The 227-nt window shown below is 48.0% G+C and carries 1 tRNA gene; it reads right to left on the reverse strand.

The features are described from left to right. Nucleotides 1–2 precede the first annotated feature (2 nt). Nucleotides 3–75 (reverse strand) — tRNA-Asn (locus tag R2R70_RS23860). Nucleotides 76–227: the final 152 nt, after the last annotated feature.

The raw sequence follows: 227 nt of genomic DNA on the forward strand, positions 1-227 counted from the left end.
GGCTCCTCGAACAGGACTCGAACCTGTGACCCAATGATTAACAGTCATTTGCTCTACCAACTGAGCTATCGAGGAACGACCGGAAATCCATCTGTCAGTGACATCATCATGGATGCTATCAGGCTGACATTTCAAGCATGCTGCATGTGCTATTGGCTCCTCGAACAGGACTCGAACCTGTGACCCAATGATTAACAGTCATTTGCTCTACCAACTGAGCTATCGAG

The organism is Cobetia sp. SIMBA_158, assembly GCF_046566945.1.
GTDB classification, from domain to species: domain Bacteria; phylum Pseudomonadota; class Gammaproteobacteria; order Pseudomonadales; family Halomonadaceae; genus Cobetia; species Cobetia amphilecti.